This is a genomic window from Tolypothrix bouteillei VB521301 (genome assembly GCF_000760695.4).
GTDB classification, from domain to species: Bacteria; Cyanobacteriota; Cyanobacteriia; order Cyanobacteriales; family Nostocaceae; genus Scytonema; species Scytonema bouteillei_A.
The window spans coordinates 3,773,834-3,788,762 of the sequence record NZ_JHEG04000001.1 but is presented as its reverse complement, the minus strand read 5'-3'; the positions used below and the strand labels follow the sequence as shown (position 1 = coordinate 3,788,762).

The 14,929-nt window shown below is 42.1% G+C and carries 9 protein-coding genes; 1 reads left to right on the top strand and 8 read right to left on the bottom strand.

The window, feature by feature from the left end:
- Positions 1-78 precede the first annotated feature (78 nt).
- The 5 genes from HC643_RS14950 to HC643_RS14930 form a co-directional block, all read right to left on the bottom strand.
- Positions 79-5,412, bottom strand: a complete 5,334-nt coding sequence (locus tag HC643_RS14950; RefSeq protein ID WP_038074634.1) for a response regulator — start codon at positions 5,410-5,412, stop codon at positions 79-81.
- A 165-nt stretch (positions 5,413-5,577) separates the two neighbouring features.
- Positions 5,578-8,598: a methyl-accepting chemotaxis protein gene (locus tag HC643_RS14945; protein ID WP_038074635.1), complete on the bottom strand. Its 3,021-nt coding sequence runs from the start codon at positions 8,596-8,598 to the stop codon at positions 5,578-5,580.
- A 22-nt stretch (positions 8,599-8,620) separates the two neighbouring features.
- A complete protein-coding gene (locus HC643_RS14940) occupies positions 8,621-9,151 on the bottom strand; it encodes a chemotaxis protein CheW (RefSeq protein WP_038074637.1) in 531 nt (176 codons plus the stop codon).
- Between the two features lie 13 nt (positions 9,152-9,164).
- Complete coding sequence (locus tag HC643_RS14935) at positions 9,165-9,530, bottom strand: response regulator transcription factor (RefSeq protein ID WP_017745584.1); 366 nt, start codon at positions 9,528-9,530, stop codon at positions 9,165-9,167.
- A 101-nt stretch (positions 9,531-9,631) separates the two neighbouring features.
- A complete protein-coding gene (locus tag HC643_RS14930) occupies positions 9,632-10,933 on the bottom strand; it encodes a response regulator (protein WP_038074644.1) in 1,302 nt (433 codons plus the stop codon).
- A 487-nt stretch (positions 10,934-11,420) separates the two neighbouring features.
- Between HC643_RS14930 and hmpF the strand changes: the two genes are divergently transcribed.
- Complete coding sequence (hmpF, locus tag HC643_RS14925) at positions 11,421-13,160, top strand: pilus motility taxis protein HmpF (protein ID WP_038074646.1); 1,740 nt, start codon at positions 11,421-11,423, stop codon at positions 13,158-13,160.
- 123 nt (positions 13,161-13,283) lie between these two features.
- Here the strand turns inward: hmpF and HC643_RS14920 are convergent, their stop codons facing one another.
- The 3 genes from HC643_RS14920 to tilS form a co-directional block, all read right to left on the bottom strand.
- Positions 13,284-13,550, bottom strand: a complete 267-nt coding sequence (locus HC643_RS14920; protein WP_038074648.1) for a type II toxin-antitoxin system RelE family toxin — start codon at positions 13,548-13,550, stop codon at positions 13,284-13,286.
- Entirely contained in the window at positions 13,537-13,749 is a 213-nt protein-coding gene (gene relB / locus HC643_RS14915; protein WP_038074649.1) for a type II toxin-antitoxin system RelB family antitoxin, read from the bottom strand. Before relB ends, HC643_RS14920 begins: the two co-directional genes overlap by 14 nt.
- Before the next feature lie 146 nt (positions 13,750-13,895).
- Positions 13,896-14,915 carry a tRNA lysidine(34) synthetase TilS gene (gene tilS, locus HC643_RS14910; RefSeq protein ID WP_038074652.1) on the bottom strand — a complete coding sequence of 340 codons (1,020 nt, stop codon included), beginning with the start codon at positions 14,913-14,915 and terminating at the stop codon, positions 13,896-13,898.
- Between the last annotated feature and the right edge of the window lie 14 nt (positions 14,916-14,929).

The window sequence follows — 14,929 nt, the reverse complement described above, 5'->3', positions numbered from 1 at the left end:
CGGGTCAGGCAGAGAGTATTTATAATGGAAAAAGTGTTAAGATACACCTCCTGGTATCTTACTTCTGCCTTCTGAAGTTCATCCAACACTGTTAACCAGATTTTCGCCTTTTAACATTCGCGAAGCGGCTTCGAGCAAAGCTTCTTCAAGATATGGTTTTGTGAAGTAACCGCTAGCACCGAGCTGTATTGCCATTTGTCTGTGCTTATCTGCACCTCGTGAAGTTAACATAGCGATTGGCAAGTTGCTGAGGCTGGGGTCTTTTTGAATGCGAGAGAGTAACTCTAGACCGTCGCAACGGGGCATTTCAATGTCGCAGAATACGATGTCGCAAGGCAAACCCGATCGCAGTTTATCCCATGCTTCTTGACCGTCACGTGCTTGTTCTACACGGTAACCTGCTTTATTAAATGTCAGTGATAGCAACTCTCTCACTGTGATAGAGTCATCAACAATCAGTACTGTTGGGTCAATCTTAACAGCAGAGGTTTCTACGGTAGATACAAGTGTTTTTTGGTCTCTAAAGCTGACTCCACGTTGCTTGGAGGTTCTTCCTTGGAAGATATCAATGATTTCTAAAACGTCAGCAATTGGCATAATGCGACCGTCTCCCAAGACAGTTGCACCAGCAACACCAATGGGCTTGGGTGCAGGTCCTTCAAACTGCTTGATAACGATTTCTTGCTCGTTAAGAACTAAGTCAACTTGTAGAGCAACAAAGGTACTTGCCGATCGCACAACAATGACAGAAATCGTATCATCATCGCGATTTCCACCGTAGACATTACCGCGACTGAGCAGACGATTGAAGGTTAAAATCTCCTTAAGAGGTCGAAATGGCAGCATTGTATCGCGCCAAATAATGTATTTTTGACCATCATTACCTTGTTGAATATTTTTTGCAGGTATATCGAGAGTATCTTCTACCCCATCCATTGGGAAAGCAATCCGCGCTTTGTCGGAAACACAGCATAGAGCCTTACAAATACTGAGGGTTAGGGGTAGACGAATGGTAAAAGTCGTTCCTTTACCTATGGTAGAATCAATACTAATAGTCCCTCGGATTTCACTGATTCTGGTACGAACAACATCCATCCCGACACCCCGTCCTTTAAGGTCATCAATATTTTCAGCAGTACTAAAACCTTGTAGGAAGAGTAGGTCGTAAACATCAAGGCGAGATAGGGTTTTCGCTTGTTCTGAGGTAATCAAACCTTTCTCGATGGCCTTTGACTTGACTGATTCGGTATTAATTCCCGCACCATCATCGCTGACAGAAATAACAGTTTGGTTTCCTTGATGGAAAGCTCGGACGGTAATAGTTCCCATCGGTGGTTTGCCATTGGCTTGGCGCACTTCCGGTCGTTCAATACCATGAGCGATCGCATTATTCAGCAAATGGTTCAAAGGGTTTTGGAGATGCCCCAAAATCATTTTGTCAATTAAAGTATCTTTTCCTTCAATTTTCAGTTGGGCTTGCTTACCCGACTTAATAGCGTTTTCGCGGACTCCTCGCTCCAAAGCAATGTTTACCTCGGAGAACGGCTCCATTCTTGCTCGCGTAATTCCCTCTTGAAGTTGGTTAGTTACCTGACGGAACTGTCGTGCGACTCGCTCAGTTTCTTCTGTCACAAAATCAATGTCACTTGCTGCCTCACGTACTCGTACAATCAATTCAATCATTTCTTGCGACAAAGAGTGGAAGGGGGTGAACCGATCCATTTCCAGTTCTGTGAAACCCCTATCTGTTTGTTGCTGAAAGACAGGAGAACCATTGTGTTTGCGGCTAGCAAGCAGAGAGGCTTCCAGAAGAGAACGCTCGTACAATTCCTGCATTCGCGCTCCAACATCGCTCAATTGCTGCACTTGATGGAGCAAATTGTCCAAAGATTGCCGAGTCCGTTCGTGGTCTTGTTCCAAAGTGTTGCGATTGACCACTAATTCCCCAACCAAATTACTCATGTCATCCAAATGCTTAACAGGAACCTTCATCAGCTGCTCAAAGCGAGGAGCGCGAGAAACAGAGGGGCGGGGAGGAAAATCTCCCTTCACCATCTCTTCCAATTCCTGAAACTGACTGTCCAAATCTCCTTTGGGAGCAGATGATGATACTGAGTTGCTTGTTATTTCCAAGACTTTTGGAGGAACAAATTCTACTTCTGATTTCTGTAGAGAACTGAAACTAGAGGCTAATTCCTCTTCCAATAACTTATCTAGATCGTCCAACTCATCAAATGATGGCTCGATTGGTTGAACAATTTCCTCTTGAGGAGCATTTGATTCTGTTGCGGCTGAAGGAGTAGAACCCATGATGAAAGACGTATCATCAAGATCCAAACCAGCCAGCAACTCTGATAAATTTGCAGCTTGAGTATCTAAAATTTGTGTTTCTTGCTCAACTGGCTTATCTGGCAAAGAAGTTTGTGAAACAAAGGTTGCTTCCTCAAATTCTAAATTTGCAAACAGGTCTGAAAAATCCGCTCCTTGGATTTCTGGGACTTCTGCTTTCCCCATTGCTGGTGGTTCTAATGCATCTTTTGTTATCTCAACAGCAGCATCGTTACTTATTGGTTTTGGATTTTCAAAGAGCTCGGATAAATCGGACAAATCCGAATCTTGAATATCTAAGAAACTTTCTTCTTCCAATTCTGCGGAATTTGATAGAAGATTTAAAAATATATTTGGTTCTTCGTCACTTGATTCTAATTCTTCTAATTGAATCGCTTCTGCCAAATTCTCCTCTTGAGGTTCTTGGTGTGTTTTCTCAGGTTCGATTTCAAGATTTGTCAAGCGATCGCTAACTTCTAATCTTTCTCCTGAATTAGATTCTTCTGTTAGAAAATCTAACTCTGGCTCAATTGATAAAGCACTATCTGAATCCAGAGAATCTGTAAAATCAAAATTATCAAATTCTTCTTGAATAATTGTTTCTGATGGAATACTGCTGAAACTCTCTAACTCCAAACTCTCAGAGTTTTCTATAGAATCTACTTTCTGAGAATTTTCTACAGATAACAGATTGTTTGCACCTACTTCTTGCAAGAAGTCAAAAAGATTTTCTGTACTGACAACAGCAGCATCATTTGAATGAAGTGTTGGTGAATCCTCTAGAATAAAAGGTGAAGTTGTGTTCTCTTCCTCTTCAGCAAAGTTTGCTTGTCTCTTTTCCTGTGAAGAATGAGTAAATTCAGGAGTAAATTCAAGAGCTTCAGGAGGAGGTGCTGTAGATGTATCTCCTGAGAGCACATGAGTGTCATGTTGATCCAATAAGCTGGAAGATTCTTTATGGGAGAGTAGCTCTTCACTAAGAACAGGTACATTTGTGGTGGAAGTTGTTTGTGTCAGTTCTTCAAACAAGTCATCATCTGTTTGCGACTCGAACATGAAATCAAAATCTTGCTCTTGTGTCTGAAAGTTGGTATCCAAACTTTCCAAGCCCAAGCTATCTGATACCAGTTCTAAAGACGGCTCATCCTCAAAAATATCTTCATCAGCAGCTGCGGCAAATAGCATTTCTTCTAACTGCTGGGCTGCATCTTCTTCGCCAAAGGAATCAAGCTCTTCTTTATTTTCTTCTACCTCATCATCCCAGAATAAATTTGTCTCTTCTATTTCAGGCAGCTTTTCTAATAAATCATCAGCAATCTCTACTTCTTCAGAACCATCAAATAATCCATTAGAAGCTAAAATCTCGTGATTCTCTTGAATGGGTTTTAATTCTTCTCTCGAAGCTTTTGGGGTAATTTCTTCTATAGGAGATAAATTTGCATTATCTATGAATAAATCATCAAAGCTGGGTTCTTGCGTAGAAGTTAGTTCAAGATTTTCTACTTGCTCGGTGTTATTTGTAGAAATTCCCGGTAGAGTCAATGCTTCGTCATCATCAATTCTCAGTTCTAATAAGTCGTTGATATCATCTGATATTTTTTCAGGTTCTTCCGATGGTAAACTGGTGGCACCATTTCGTGTCTGTTTGGCATTAAGATGAAAGTCTACATTGGAACTAGCTCTGGCTTGACTCTGGCTCTCTGAATTTTCTTCTTCTATAAAACCGCCAAATAATTCCCCAAAACTTAATTCTTCTTTGGCGTTTTTTGTCGATTCCTGTTGCTTGTTAATTTCTTCTTGGAAGAACAAGTCTTCAAATTCACTATCTGTATCCTCTATAGGATTTGTGCCAATTTCAATTCCAGGCTGACTGCTATCAGAAATATCTAAAACTTCTTCTTTATCCCATGTGTCATCGAGATCGGAACTTTCTCCTTCAAATAAATCGGCTAGCGTATTTAACTCTGCGATTCCGACTTCGGGGCCGTGACCATCTATGCTACTTTGTATAATGGGGATATTGTCGAACTGATTTTGAAATTGGTATGTTAAATCGGAAAGACTGGTAATCCTGTTGTGCTGTTCAACTCCGTCAATTTCCTGCTCATCCTCAATAATTTGCGCCACTCCTTCATCTGCATCCGTACTGTCATCGAAAGTACTTATGGTAAAATTTGATTGTGAGGCTTCGGATGGTTCTATGAGCTGACTAGCCGATTCATCCATCAAATCTAGAGGAAGTTCTAATAATTCTATTTCGGCTTCAATATAGGTCAGCGCTTGCAGTTGCTGACTCACTGCAATTTCAGCCTCTCTACCTGTCAGGACTAATTCTAAAGCTTGTTTAATATCTGTAATAACGATTTTAGCTAAGGTAAGATAGGTATTTTCAGGGTTAGCGATCGCATTTCCACACGAATGGCACAAACTGCACCAATTCGACCAATTGGATGATTCTCCGAGATCGGCTAATTTCTGACAGCATTCCTTAAGATTTTGACGAGTTTCAGGTGTTGCAGGTTGCTTAAACATTTGCAACATTTCCCGTAAAACTTGCAGTACCTCAGTTTGCACCTTCTGTCGCCGTTCGCTTTCTGTAAATGTTGGCTGTGAAGATGAAACGGCGGTTGCAGTTGTTCCATTTGCCCCTTCTGTCGTTCCCTGTGCTACAAGTAACTCTAAATGTTCGTGCAACCACTTAAAAACGGGTTCGGTTTCGGACATCAAGTTATTGACTGTTTCTTCAGTCAGACCAAAAGGTCCTTGTAAGTTTTCCAAAAGAGCTTTTAAGGTATCCAACACGCCAAGAAATAAGGATTCTAACTTTTGGTCAACCTTAATAGGATGCTCTTTTAAAATTTTGAAACAGTCTTCCAAGCGATGAGCGGTGTGCTGAATACTACTCAGACCAAGCATAGCCGCTCCACCTTTAATAGAGTGAGCCGCCCGGAAGACTTCGTTAATCATTTCCGAATCGCCAAGGGTACTCTGAAGATTCAGCAAGCCCTGCTCGATCGTATTTAAATGATCTTTGGCTTCTTCTATGAAGTAACCCAAAATGCGCTGTTGTTGTTCTGGCAACATAAATGAATTATGAAGGATGAATTATGAATTATGAAGGATGAATTATGAATGGGGAATGATGAATGATGAATGGTGAATTATGAATGGTGAATACTGAATGATAAACGATGAATACTAAATGGTGAAGCCAAAACTTCATAATTCATAATTCATAATTCATAATTCCTACCTCGTGTTTTCGCTGGTTTCAACGCGGAAGCGTTCCACTGAAGCTATCAAGTCACGAGACACACCTACTAAGTGTTGTAAAGCGCCGGAAACTCTTTGTGCTTCTTGAGAAGTTTCTTGTGCAGTCAGTTCGACTGATTGCATAACTTGAGCGACAGCGCGGGAAGTTTCTGTTTGTTCAACTGTATCCGCAGTGATCCCGCGTACTAGGCTATCAATACGCTTTGCCACTTGAATAATGTTTTCGAGCGATCGCTTGGCTTCTTCTGCTAACTGAGTCCCTTTGATAACCTGTTGCGTACCTTCTTCCATAGCAGTCATTACAGAGCCTGTTTCGCTCTGAATTTGCCGCACAATTTCTTCAATTTCTTTCAAAGACTTCGCCGATCTATCTGCAAGCTGTCGCACTTCATCAGCCACAATGGCAAAGCCCCGTCCTGCTTCTCCCGCCCGTGCTGCTTCAATACTGGCATTGAGAGCCAGCAAATTGGTTCGGGAAGCAATCTGAGAAATTAACGCCACAATCTTAGAGATTTCTTGAGAGGATTCTGCCAATCGCTTGACTTTACGAGTGGTTTCTGCTACGGTCTCTCGAATTTCGAGAATACCTGCCACCGTATTTTCCACTGCGTCTCCACCTTTAAGAGCAATTTGGCTGGCATCACGAGCAACAGCTTCTGCTTCTCTTGCCGCTTCTGCTACCCTATGGATAGAATCTGTCATTACCTGAACGGAATTCAGGGTGACTGCAAGTTCTTCTGCTTGTCGCAAAGCATCGCTCGACAACGCTCTTGCAAAAGTTTCAGAATTGGTAGCACCTCTGGTCACTTCCCTTGCAGCAACTTTTACCTGTTGCACGATATCCCTCAGGTTTTGAATTGTGAGGTTAAAAGCATCAGCAACTGCTCCGAGTACGTCGGCTGTGACCTCAGCTTGCACTGTCAAATCACCTCTAGCAGCACCTTCTACGTCATCAAGCAAGCGAATCACTTGACGTTGCAAGTTCTCTTTGGCTTCTTCCTGTTCTTGTGCCTTACGTGTGGCTTCATGAGTTGTTGTAAAAATGACACGAGCCATCTCGTTAAAACTTGCAGCTAATTGCCCCAATTCATCCTCAGAATACACGGTGGCTTGAACATTCAAATTACCTTTACTAACAGCGTCAAATTGCGTTTGCAAATCTTTAGTTGTGCGGCGAATTTGCTTGAAAGCAAGACTTCCCATAAAACTTGCACTTGCAAAGCCAGCAAGACCTGCTGCTAGTGACATTGCCCAACCCGTGTTCCGCACTGCTTCCCGTTGTGTTTTTGGAGTAAAGTTAGCAGCAGTGAAACTGACAGCAGCAACAACTAACGCCGAGACACAACCTACAGTTCCTGCAGTAATCCACTGTTTGGTTTGTAATGGAGCATTTTCTAATGGTGCAAGGACACCTTGCTCTACTGAAACATGGGCTTCTACTTTCGAGACATCTCCCTGGGTAAAAACGGGTACTCCTTCTTGGGAACCCGTAATGCTAAACAATTCTGCATCGCGATCCGACGTTACGTTTCTGTCGTGACTCCCGGTGTCTAAGATCGGATTGCGGGATCTCCCGTTCTTTTCTATAGAAGCAGAACGCAATGGCACGTTACTATCTGTAATATCAAACCCAGGGATATTTCCCAGATCGTCAAAGTCATCAAAGTCATCTAGAAACTCTATATTGCTGCCTTTAGAAGTATTTCCACCCACAGGACGGCTGCTGCTTTCTTCATCTTCCGAGAATGCCTCAGAACCAAAGGCAGATTCAAACGCTTCAAAGTCAAAACTATCGTCGTCGTCAAAAGTATTTTGTTGTGTTTTGGAGTTTGAGTTGTTTTGTTTCTCTTCTTTTCCAAGATTGCTATAGGCGAAGTTGCTAAATGATGAAGATGAATCAACTTGAGGCAGGGGAATAGATTTAGAATTGCTTCTAAAAGATTTGTCTTGGGAAGTTGGCTCGGATTTGGATCGTACCGTGCCATCACTTTCACTTGAGAAGGAGGGTGCAATACTTTCTAATGTATTATTCTGTGAATTAGAAAATTTTTCCTGACTGTTATAACTTACTTCTGAATCATCAATTAAATCTATATCGTTTGTTAGTAAAGTTTCATCATCAGCAATATTTATTCTCAGATTTATATCTTTATCCTCTTCAGAGTTACTGTTACTGAAGAAATTTTCATTTCCCAATCCCCCCAATGATGGCAATTCCATCTGTGCAAATGGAGAATCGCTTGAATCTAGTTGGTCTGAGAATGTTTCAACAGAAGTTGTACTAAATGGCTGTGGATTGTTATCCTCTACATCCGAAAACTTAAAATCTGAGAGGTCGTCTTCCAAGAAAGGTGGCAGAGCTAATTCTTCCTCTTTAGTGTTGCCATCTTTCTGCTCCCAAGAATCCGGTTTAACAGCAAAAGGATTGCTTTCCATGCTATCTTGAGAGCTAGAAGACGAACTATATCTAACACTTTCATTTAGCGGTATGTCGAAGGGACTGCTGACCGGTAGTTCTTCCATTTCGTTTTCAGCTTCTTCGACACGACCGATATCAAATGATTTCAGATCGAAGCTGTTGCTATCAATATCTTTTATTTCTTCTAATTCTTCTGCATCTTCTATTTCTTCTTCAATAACTTGCGGTTTTGACTGTGATGAAAAACTGCTTTGGTTTTTTTCATCTTTTTCTGAGACGTTATCTTGTTGGTCAAAAGCTCGTTGATATTGTTCAATAGCCTCCAATCCACTGTGAGCGTAACTCGTAATGTTGGGATCGCTAGTTAACTCCAACACATACTGATATTCTGCTTTTGCAACATCATACTGCTGTAAAACATAGTAGATGTGACCCCGTAGTAAACGAATGTTAGGGTCATCTGGTAAATGTGGTACCACCTGGTCGATAATACTGGCGGCTTGTTCGTAGTTAGTATCTACGTAAGCTAGATAAGCCTGTTGATATAACTGCTCGTAATCTTCTATACCGGTTGCCATGTTATTTCCTACCTCCCAAAGTTCATCCTGCCCACCGGGCGCTTCGCAAAATTGCCGTCTGATCGAGCAGTCTCAGACACTGATTTTTTTTAGCATCTAACATCCACTCTCCTCTCAAGAAAGGAGTCATAGTGTCTGGGACACCAGATGGTGCCATTAAATGCTGAACATCAAGCCAGTCCATTCCACCAATTTCCTCTACTGCCAAGCCGACAATTGTGTCTTGCTCTTCAATAGCGATGACCGGAATTTCAGCTCGATCTGTATTCAATGCCGTTACTTCTCCCAGGAATTGACCCAAATCAGCTACCCAAATGACTCGACCTCGTAAATTTAGAGTACCCAAAAGCAAAGGAGAAGCATTAGGAATTGGAGTAATTCTGTCAGGGCTTAGTTCAATAACTTCTCGAATTCCCGTGGCTAGTAGTGCAAACTCCTGATGCGAGGGAATGTAAAATCTTAAATACAGTTCTCCTTCAGGACTTTCAACTTGTAATTCAGGGCGGAAGTGGTCTTGTCCACTCCCTCCTAAGAAGTCCGGTTTGCTAACCATTTTCCATTCATCCTCATCCTCGCAAAAGTTGTTTGACTGTTCCCACCAACTCTGTTGGTTGAAACGGCTTAGCTATGTAAGCGTCAGCCCCTTGTTTCATCCCCCAATAGCGGTCAAATTCTTCTCCTTTAGAAGAACACATCACGACTGGGACGTTTTGGGTTTTTGGATCGGATTTGAGGCGACGACAAACTTCGTAGCCATTCATCCGAGGCATAACGATATCTAGAACCACCAGATCGGGACAAGCACTTTGAATAGCTTCTAGTGCTTCAACTCCATCACTGGCGTGGGTGACTTTTAAGCCACTCGCTTTTAGGAGGTCTGTAATCATCTCCCTTTGTGCGACACTGTCTTCCACAATCAGAACTGTACTCATAAAACGCCTATATACCTCCTGAGTTAGACGTTCCTGTTCGGAACATACCCCGCTACCCTGCAAGCATTTACTGTATAAAATAATTCTATTCCTGAATCGAATTAGTTAGATAATGAGGTTTTATTAGGGCTTGCTGATTCTGTGATATTATTTTTTACTCCATATTGCATCGGATCAACAAGAGTTGTACCTTGATTGTTATCTCCAATAACACTGTAGTTCATATATCTTTCTACGAGCTTTAATAACTCAGTATTCCCAAAAGGCATTGTTAAACAATCTGTCGCCCCTATCATTTTGGCTTTGATGGGTGAATGATACTCTCGAGCATCCACAAGCAGAAGGATTGGTAAAAATCGAAAGGCAGTCGAGTTTCTCAGCATTTTACAAATCTCGTACCCGTCTAATGGTGACATGACAGTGTTACATATAATTAAATTGGGTTTGAGTTGAAAGACTTGACCGAGGGCAGCTAAAGGATCGGTCAGTGCGATCGCTTCGTACCCCTGCTGTCTTAAAGTAAACTCTAGCGCTTCCGCAATTTCCCTTTCCCCGTCTATACATACTACACGTGCTTTACAGTTCACTTCCAATTCTTGCCGGAAATTTTGTGTTTCAACAGTATCATTATTGGTAACAGAACATACAAATTTCACCCACCCCTGTTGTACGTAAGGATACATTGCCTTAGCAACCGTTAAAAGACTCCGGTTAAGATAACGAGCTAGTTGACGTAAAGATGTTTTGCCATCTGCCCAAAGTTGAAGCTTATTTAATGTAGTACGGGGTAGAGAAGATTGTAACTGAGTGATATCAGCAAGCACTGGGAAGCGTTCAGGAGACTGAATAAAGGGATATAATTGCTTCCACTCTTGTAACTGCACGGTTATTTTAGCCACCAGAGGTGTAATTTCCCAAGTATTTAACAAAGGTGTTAGTGTCGGATATGGCTCGAAGATAAAACGACCGTCATATAATCCTAAGAGGTCGAAAAGAGTTTCAGAAATTAAGTTTTGAATAATACTGCGAGCTTGTAAGGGGGTGATGATATTTTGTTGTAACAGACCCCAAATGTATTCATACTCTGGTATGTGTGAGAATTCTAGAGGCTCGATTTGTATGTCCTCAAGACGTAAGGTGATGCGGTAATGCCGCAGGTAATCGCTTAAAGGTGACAAATGACCGCCATTTGTGGCATAGATTATTTGACCGTTTAGAAAAAAAACAAACCAAGACTGAGGACAGCTCGCTTCAGACGCATCGCAACCTAAGGCATTACCCACATCAAATATTTTGCCATTGCGAGAGCCGTCAATTTCAACAAACAATACCCCTGTTCGTTGTCCCAACTCTATCAATTGCAAAATACTGCGAATATCAATTTCTTTTAAATTTCCCTGCATTGAGCTTATGGGAACTCCTTATCATTAGTGTTTGTTACACTCAGCATATTATGGCGGTTCTTGTTGAGATAATATATAACTTTTAATAGGGGGGATAATCAGTAATTTACCATTAGCTAAAAGGTTCTTCCATTTATCAATAGCCTTAAGTCAAAAGTAAGGCAAAGGACTAGAGATTAAAGACAAATGACGATCGCTCAGATACTTGAACATAGCCTATCTTAAGTTCTTTTAATAGAGTTTGACAATGCTAGTAATTACACGGTAGCCATTGTCACTACTGACCGTACAAAATAAGAGCGATCGGTAAACCCGTTTGCTCGGGATAGAGACTATCAAGACTATTTAACAAGACGTAAATTTTACGGCTTTAGAAAATATAGTCTGTCTTAATTTTCCTATATTTGGGATAAATAAGGCAGGCAAAAACCATTATGTAAGATATAACTCAAAACGCGAACATCAAGTACACCAGAGGAATAACAGTGTGCTATATTTAGCAGAAGTACAAAAACAAAAAGGTGGTTTACTCAGTGGCGGTGGCAAAACCGAACTGAAGTTGTTGGCATGCCAGCGAAATGACCAGAGTTGGACGACAGTTTCTGAAGAAACGATCGCAGGTGAAGAAGCAAGCAAATTAAATGATGGAGCCCTGATCCTCGTTGAACTTACTCCCAACCGCCAAGTGCAAAGGGTCCAAGAAGCAGGACGTCCGCTGATTAATATTTTGCAAAACTTTTCCCGACAGGTAGAGAAATTCAAAGTTAAGGAAGAAGAAATCGATCAGTGGAAGCAATCGCTGACATTTCAAGCGCAGGAATTCAATCGCCGCGAAATGGAATTAGAGACGCGTTTGGAACAACTGCAACACATGGAGGAAGACTTTCAACGCTGTGAAACGCAATTGAAGGAAGTAGAAGCAGCGCGAGAGGAAATAGAACGGTTGCGAACAGAGATGGAACGTAACCGACAAGAATTAGAGGGAGCGTGGGAACACTTGCGCGGCGAGCAACGCCGTTTGGAAGAATTTAAAGCAGAGTGTCAGCAAGGGGCTGTGCTTGATGAAGAACAATGCAAAACCTTGAATGACCTGCTCTCTCACCTTTCTACAAGTGTTGCACCTACAGAAACAGTACGCGAAAATCTCAATATCGCCTTTGAAATTGCAGAAAGGCAACAAGCCGTCCTAAACCCACACTGGCAACAACTCGAACAGCAGAAGGCTGTGGTTGAGCAACAACAAAAAGAAGCCAGTCGCCTGTCACAAACTTTATCCGAGCAAAAAAACGAATGGCAGCAAGCCCAGCAATCCATAGAGGAGCAAATAGCAAAGTTAAAAGTCGATACGGTCACGCTTGCTAATAAGCAGGAGTACGCTCGTTCTTTAAAAGAGCAGTTGCAGTATCAAGAAGAGCTACACAAGCAAATTAGCTTTCTTGCTTCCATATCAAGTGATGTTACTTCTACGCCAAAAGTTGATATAGCTGCTTTAGAACAAATGTCTGTAGAACAACTGCAAGACACTTTGCGGGATTTACAGCAGAAGTTAAATATAGACTCTAACTTTGTTAACGAGCAAGAACAAGAATTAATAGAAAGACAAAAAATTATAGAAGAACTGCAAAACAAGATCGATGGAGTATCGGGAGGAGAACGTTCTGAATTGGAGTCCGAACTCTTAGATGAGAAAGATTCTTATCAAATGTTGAACCAAACTTTGGTAGGACAGCGTCGAAGTTTGCAGGAACGCACGGAGATTTGCAGGCAACATCAGCTCATGTTGTGCAAAAAACAAGGCAAAACTCCCGGTCCCGAACTTGAGGATAAAAGCACGGATTTCAAACAAATTCTTGCACTGATTGAAAAGCAACGGCAGCAACAGGGACAGGAACTGCAAAGCCTCGAAAGCGAAATTGAACAGATGCGTACCAATCTCGAGCAAGCGCAGAGCACGATCGACCAACAAACTCAACAGTACCAGACAAAGCACCAAGAGATCCAAACTCTAGAAGAGAACTTGCTGTCCGTACAAACTGCGATCGCACAATCTCAAACTCGCTTGAGCCTGTATGAAGAAACTTTACAACCCATTCAAGACTCCATAGATGGGTTGCGACACAAGCTAGAAGGCATAGCGCAGTCTGTAACTCAAGTACAAGAAACAGGAGATCTTCAAATTCAAGCTATTACCCAAATGCGTCAAACGCTTGAAAGTATCTTGTCATAGAGCACGTAGTGACCAGACCCCCTACCTCGTTCCTTGGCGGAGCCAAGGAATGCCTTTTAAAAGGCTCCGCCTCCTGTACTCAATCTTCCCCCAAGCTTCTTAACAAGGGGGCTATAAGTAAATCTAATTATCGTAGACATTCCGGCGGTGTCCTACTCTCACCACTAGCACCACCAATTTTTGGTCTTCAATCTGGCACACCACACGATAATTCCCTATACGGTAACGCCATAATCCCACTTTGTCTGCTGAGAGCCCTTCGCCAAAACGTCGAGGGTCTTCTTCCGTTGCAATTCTTTTTTCAAGATAAGATAAAATCTGCTCTTGCACGGTGTAATCGAGCTTTCGCAACTCCTTACGTGCGTTATCGTCCCACTCAATCGTCCACAAGGTCTTTACCCTTCCTGATTTCTTCCATTGTCCAACGACGACCTGGGTTCTGTAACCGCTCAAAAGCAAGGTGGGTGTCTTCCAAGTCTTCGATATACTGCAAAATAGCTTGGTGATAATCTGCTTTAGAGCGCCCTGTTACTTTAACAAGATTGTCAATGCGGTTCTCAATTTCTTGTAAGAAATTAGTTGAAGACATAGCTTATTACTCCTTTCGTATACATAACATAAAATTTCTTTTTTGTCCATACCTTGGAGTTGCTGGCATACAGCGGTGAGCAAACTCGATCCCAAACTTTGTATTAACTTACATCAATGCCGAAATCACTCATTTTTCGCGTGCCATTACTCGAACATAATCCAATCATCTTGAACTCGAGCGATCGCACCACCGGGAAATGGATCGGTTTGCGAACGGTTAGGTGCTGCAATCAAAGCTGTGAGTTTTTCAATTTGCTCAAAACTTGGAGCAATAACAAGTACTTCCAATAAGACTTGGCGCATCACCCGCCTCTGCAAGGCCAGGGGAGCTTTTTGCAAGACACGACGATTTAATTTGAGAAAAAGCGAGGAAGAACAAACCGTTTCCCCATCCCCCTCATGTTTTCTTTCAAACATTGCCTCTTTTCGTAACTGACAAGCAGCTTGTTCTAAATAATCGACTTCTGCTTGTAAAATTTCAGCAGTTTGAGCTAAAGCTGATTCAACTTGAGGATTGAAATTTTCTTGCAAGTATGGTAGCACTTCTTGCCGAATACGATTGCGGGCATATTTCAAGTCAAGATTAGTTGAATCTTCCCAAATAGAAAGCTGAAAATCCCGGCAGAATTGCCCTGTTTGAGTGCGAGTCACATCTAAAAGCGGACGCACAAGCAAAATCTTCTCAAAAAGCAAGCGTTGCCAAGTTAATGCTTGCAACCCATCTGCACCAGTCCCGCGAATTAAATTATAAAGGAGAGTTTCAGCGCGATCGCTTGCCGTATGACCTGTAACGATACAATCAAATTTATTTTCACTAGCAATCTTGCTCAACACTTGATAGCGCCAATCACGCGCCGTTGCTTCACTACTTGGAGGTGAATTGGCAGTTTGTAAATAAAATGGAATTCCCCAAGTCAAAGCTTGGTTTTCGACATGAATTGCATTCGCTTCGGAGTCAGTACGCCAGCGATGATCGCAATGAGCGATGGCTAAATGCCATCCCCATTTGGGTTGTAAATCTAAGAGTAGCTTTATCAAACACAGCGAGTCTTGTCCACCTGAAACAGCCACTAACAGTCGTCGATCGCGCTCGAGCAGACGGCGCGATCGGATGGTACGATGTGTTTTTGCATGGAGGGGCGTCCAAGAAGTAGAGGAAGGCATTTACTCACCGCCTG